The following is a 4,113-nucleotide window of genomic DNA, read 5'->3' on the forward strand; positions in this document are numbered from 1 at the left end:
GAAAATACTTTGTTATAATTTTGAAGCTGAGCCTCAACCTCTGCGCTCAGTTTTATAGGTTTTGCAACCTTTCTTTTTTTCTTTTTAAATAATCCCAATATCTTTTGTACAAAACTCTGCTTGATGATTTTGTCTTTAAAGAGCTTTTTCTTGTACTCCTTAAGGTCGAATGATTTAAGGGATACGCCAAAATTTAGTTTTAGGTTATTCTCGTTAAATATTTCCAAACTGGGTTTGTCCCATTTAAAAACGATTGGCAAGTTTCCATTCGGGTTTCTAAATGAAAAAGAGGAGTTAATATCCAGAACATTTTCATGTTCATTTAAACGTTTTAAAATTGTTGGGATAAGATCGTCTGTTAATGAATTGGTGTAGATGTTTATATAAGCACTCATGTTTAATTAAGATTAGCTGAATCAATTATCGCAAATGGGCAATTGCCATAGGCTTTATTAAATGACAGTAAGGATATCATTATATTGTAGAGTGATCCATTTTAAATAGATACGGCTCTTCAATATTCGATTAACTTGGAAATCTTAAGGTGAATTGGCGGTTGTAGTTTTTCATTTGTATATGTGTTTTTTTGTGTGGCATTATTTTCGGTGGATGCGTTTTTTTTAATTTCAATTACTTAAACGAATCAAAACGCTGAAACGTTACAATTAATTTTTTTTAATAGCCCTTAAGCAATAATTATACCACAAATACGTTGATTATTTTAATCTTTCCAGCAGCGTTTTCATGTTGGTTAGCTGTAGGATGTTTTTAAATTCGGGCGTATCAAAACCACCTTTATCTATCACCTGCTTTAAGCTTCTGTTAAAGCTTCTTACGGAGATTCCAAGGTAGGCAGCCATGTCTTCTTTTGAGATGGAGATATGCTCATCGGCCTGTAGTTTGAGCAATTTTAAAAGTGCATATTCTAAGGTATATAGCTGTTGGAAGGATGCCCGTGTACTGGTTTGTATAATTCTGGTAGACAGTTCCTGGAGTAAGATTGTAGTAAATTCACTACTTTTATTAATCAGGGAAAAGAATAAATGGTCAGGAATAACATAGGCTGTAACATCACTTATTGCGGCTACGTTGCACAAACAATCAATCTTTTTTAAAGCTTCTAATTCGCCAACCACTTCGCCCTTGCCTAAAAATTCGATAATAAAATCCTTGCCGTTTTCCTCAGAGATGAAACACTTGCTTATTCCGTCTTTAATAATGTAGATATTGCTGATTTTTTCTCCCTGTTCAATAAATCTATAACCCGCTTTAAAGTTTTTAAGTGTAATGGTTCCTCCTTCACTTTCGGTACAGAAACGTTCGATAAAGGATAAGAAAGTAAGATTGGTCCGTAGCATATTTTTCAGTCAGGACAAATGTCCTTTTTTAGCAGTCTTAGTTGCGTTACTTTTGTCGCATTAAAAGTAAGCATAACAATGAAAAATCAAATTACCGTAATTGCTTTTGATGCTGATGATACCCTTTGGGTAAACGAACCTTATTTCCGCGAAACGGAAGAGCAGTTTGCAGGTCTTTTAGAAGATTTTATGCCTCATCATAGCATTCTGTCAGAACTTTACAAAACTGAGATTGCCAATTTGCCACTTTACGGCTACGGGATTAAAGGTTTTGTTTTGAGCATGATCGAAACAGTTTTGAGGATAACTGAAGGTAAAATAGACCCTATTGTGATTAGTAAAGCGATCACACTTGGACAGGAAATGCTCAATAAACCAGTCGAATTGCTTGATGGGGTAGAGGAGGTACTTAAAGCCCTGCACGGAAAATACAGATTAGTGGTTGCGACGAAAGGCGATCTGCTCGATCAACAGCGTAAACTCACCAAATCAGGACTCGATCACTATTTTCACCATATTGAAATTATGAGCGATAAACAGGAAAAAGATTATCAAAAACTGATCAAACACCTGGATTGTAAACCTGAGGAGTTTTTGATGTYGGGCAACTCCTTAAAATCGGATGTTTTACCAGTACTGAATATTGGCGGACATGCCGTTCACATCCCCTTCCATACCACATGGGTACATGAAAGTATCGATCATACCATTGAACATGTAAATTTTTATCAGATGGAAAGCCTATCTGAGATTTTACCAAAATTAATTGAATGAAAGAAAAAATAGATATAAACACCTGGATCAGAAAAGATCATTTTAAATTTTTTAGCGCCTTTGATGAACCTTTCTTTGGCGTAACCGTAGAGGTAGACTGTACTACTACCTACGAAGAAGCAAAAGAAAATAACGTTTCTTTTTTCCTGCTTTATCTGCACAAATCGCTGGTTGCTGYAAATCAGGTAGAACCTTTTCGTTACCGCATTATTGATGGCGAAGTTTGGAAATACGATAACGTGAATGCTGCGGCTACCATCAACAGACCAAATGGCACATTCGGATTTGGCTACTTGGATTTCTACATGGATTTTGAAGATTTTAGAACAGCAGCCGATAAGGAGATCGAAAAGGTGCAGGCCAGCACGGGTTTAATCCCTTCCTCATCAGGCGAAAATGTGATCCACTATTCGGCATTGCCCTGGTTAAACTTCAGTTCCTTATCACATGCCCGCAATTTTGCTTATCAGGATAGCTGCCCTAAAATATCTTTTGGCAAGGTTAGGGATGAAAACGGAAGAAAAATAATGTCGGTTTCTATACATGTAAACCATGCTTTGATGGATGGTTATAACCTTGCGCTGTTTGTAGATGCCTACCAGGACCTATTAAACAAAAAAGAGGTTAACGAATATATTTAATTCAAAACTTTAAGGAATTAAACCTAAAGGATATTTAATATTCGGTTAATATTAGGAATTTATTTTCGGCGATGTTTATAGCTGCCGTTATTATTCCTTTTTATCTTTTGGCTATTGTAGCCATGTGTTATATGGATACCGTTTTTAAAGCCTTTATGTTTTTTGTGCTTTTACTTATTGCCACATTTGTGCTTTTTCTGTTCATTAATTATCCTATGCAATCGGTTTTTGCTGTAATCTGTTTAATGGCACTGTTTGCTTTTAAACCTAAAGATTAATTAAAAAATGAATTATGATTTGCATTCGAGAAAGTATTTGCTATTTTTGCTGCTCAGGCAGGAAGCTTGTTTCAATTACCGAATGATGATTTAATTATTTAGTAATGTTAAAATTGGGGGATTAGCTCATTTGGCTAGAGCGCTTCGCTGGCAGTGAAGAGGTGATCGGTTCGAATCCGATATTCTCCACCATTAAAAGCCGATTTATTAAGTTAGATCGGCTTTTTTATTTCCAAAAAAACAATGATTATTGTATAATTTCACATAATTGTTTTACAAATGTTTTTTCAATGGCAACTTTCAAGGCGGTAGTTTTCGAACATCATAAGAAATAAGGACAATACCTGGAATGTTAAGATCAGGGTAACACACAACAGGCTTGTTCGATATATCGATACTACCATATTCCTGGTTAAAGTGGGGATTTCGGCAATAGTAGACAGCGGATTCCGTTCCAAACTGTACACCCGTAGATTAGCCCGGCTTTGAGCAGGACATCTTGAGAAGAGTCCCGAATATATCCATTCCTACAGAACCACCGCAAAAGAAATTTTGTCAACGCTCCACCTCCCATCCGCACAAAACTTCGCTCCACTGCATCCCGGATATGATTATCCAGCCAATAAAGCTGTTCTAGGGCAAGATTACATCCAAAAACCGACAAATAAAAAACTCCAGCAACACCCTTTCTAAAAAAAAAACCTTTTTAAGCGCTTTAGCGCTCCACTGAAGCCGCCTTGGGCCTGAAAACAATCATTGATCCAGACTACGTCAAACAAGACTTAAAAACCGCTTAAAATGAGCCGAGTGGCCACTTTTGGAATAATCCCCAATTATGATCAGATATATGAATTAAATAAATTAGTGTATTTGCAATACACATTTATGAGTATTGCCATTCATATTATTTGCTATTAACTTAGTTTTAGAAATTAAAAAAAATTAAACTTATGAAAAAAATTACTTTTTTTGCCTTATTATTTTTGGGCTTGTTCGCAACTTCTACCACGTTTGCAAACATAAGAAATGAAAAAACAAACGTTGAGAAATATACTCCAGCAC

General features: G+C 35.8%; 5 protein-coding genes and 1 tRNA gene. 4 read left to right on the plus strand and 2 right to left on the minus strand.

Annotated features, from left to right (window positions below):
* Both AC1DPQ_RS19765 and AC1DPQ_RS19770 read right to left on the minus strand, forming a co-directional pair.
* On the minus strand, nucleotides 1–395 hold a 395-nt coding region (locus AC1DPQ_RS19765; RefSeq protein ID WP_477610631.1), incomplete at its 3' end, for a hypothetical protein.
* 321 nt (nucleotides 396–716) lie between these two features.
* The gene (locus AC1DPQ_RS19770; RefSeq protein WP_477578742.1) at nucleotides 717–1,358 is read right to left on the minus strand and encodes a Crp/Fnr family transcriptional regulator; all 642 of its coding nucleotides are present in this window, start codon (nucleotides 1,356–1,358) and stop codon (nucleotides 717–719) included.
* A 78-nt stretch (nucleotides 1,359–1,436) separates the two neighbouring features.
* On the opposite strand from AC1DPQ_RS19770, the gene AC1DPQ_RS19775 reads away from it, so the two are divergent.
* From AC1DPQ_RS19775 to AC1DPQ_RS19790, 4 genes are all read left to right on the plus strand, one after another.
* Nucleotides 1,437–2,132 (plus strand): HAD family hydrolase, encoded by a 696-nt coding sequence (locus AC1DPQ_RS19775; RefSeq protein WP_477610632.1) that lies wholly within the window; start codon nucleotides 1,437–1,439, stop codon nucleotides 2,130–2,132.
* Nucleotides 2,129–2,773, plus strand: a complete 645-nt coding sequence (locus tag AC1DPQ_RS19780) for a CatA-like O-acetyltransferase (protein ID WP_477610633.1) — start codon at nucleotides 2,129–2,131, stop codon at nucleotides 2,771–2,773. The genes AC1DPQ_RS19775 and AC1DPQ_RS19780 overlap by 4 nt, the downstream gene beginning before the upstream one ends.
* Nucleotides 2,774–2,844: 71 nt before the next feature.
* A complete protein-coding gene (locus AC1DPQ_RS19785; protein ID WP_477578748.1) occupies nucleotides 2,845–3,051 on the plus strand; it encodes a hypothetical protein in 207 nt (68 codons plus the stop codon).
* A gap of 115 nt (nucleotides 3,052–3,166) precedes the next feature.
* Nucleotides 3,167–3,243 (plus strand) — tRNA-Ala (locus AC1DPQ_RS19790).
* The last annotated feature ends 870 nt before the right edge of the window (nucleotides 3,244–4,113 follow it).

Source organism: Pedobacter sp. 01T416_2 (assembly GCF_056398925.1).

Bases quoted from the DNA above. Each gene is read 5' to 3' on its own strand.
- AC1DPQ_RS19785 (WP_477578748.1), top strand. From the start codon at position 2,845: ATGTTTATAGCTGCCGTTATTATTCCTTTTTATCTTTTGGCTATTGTA.
- AC1DPQ_RS19770 (WP_477578742.1), bottom strand. From the start codon at position 1,358: ATGCTACGGACCAATCTTACTTTCTTATCCTTTATCGAACGTTTCTGT.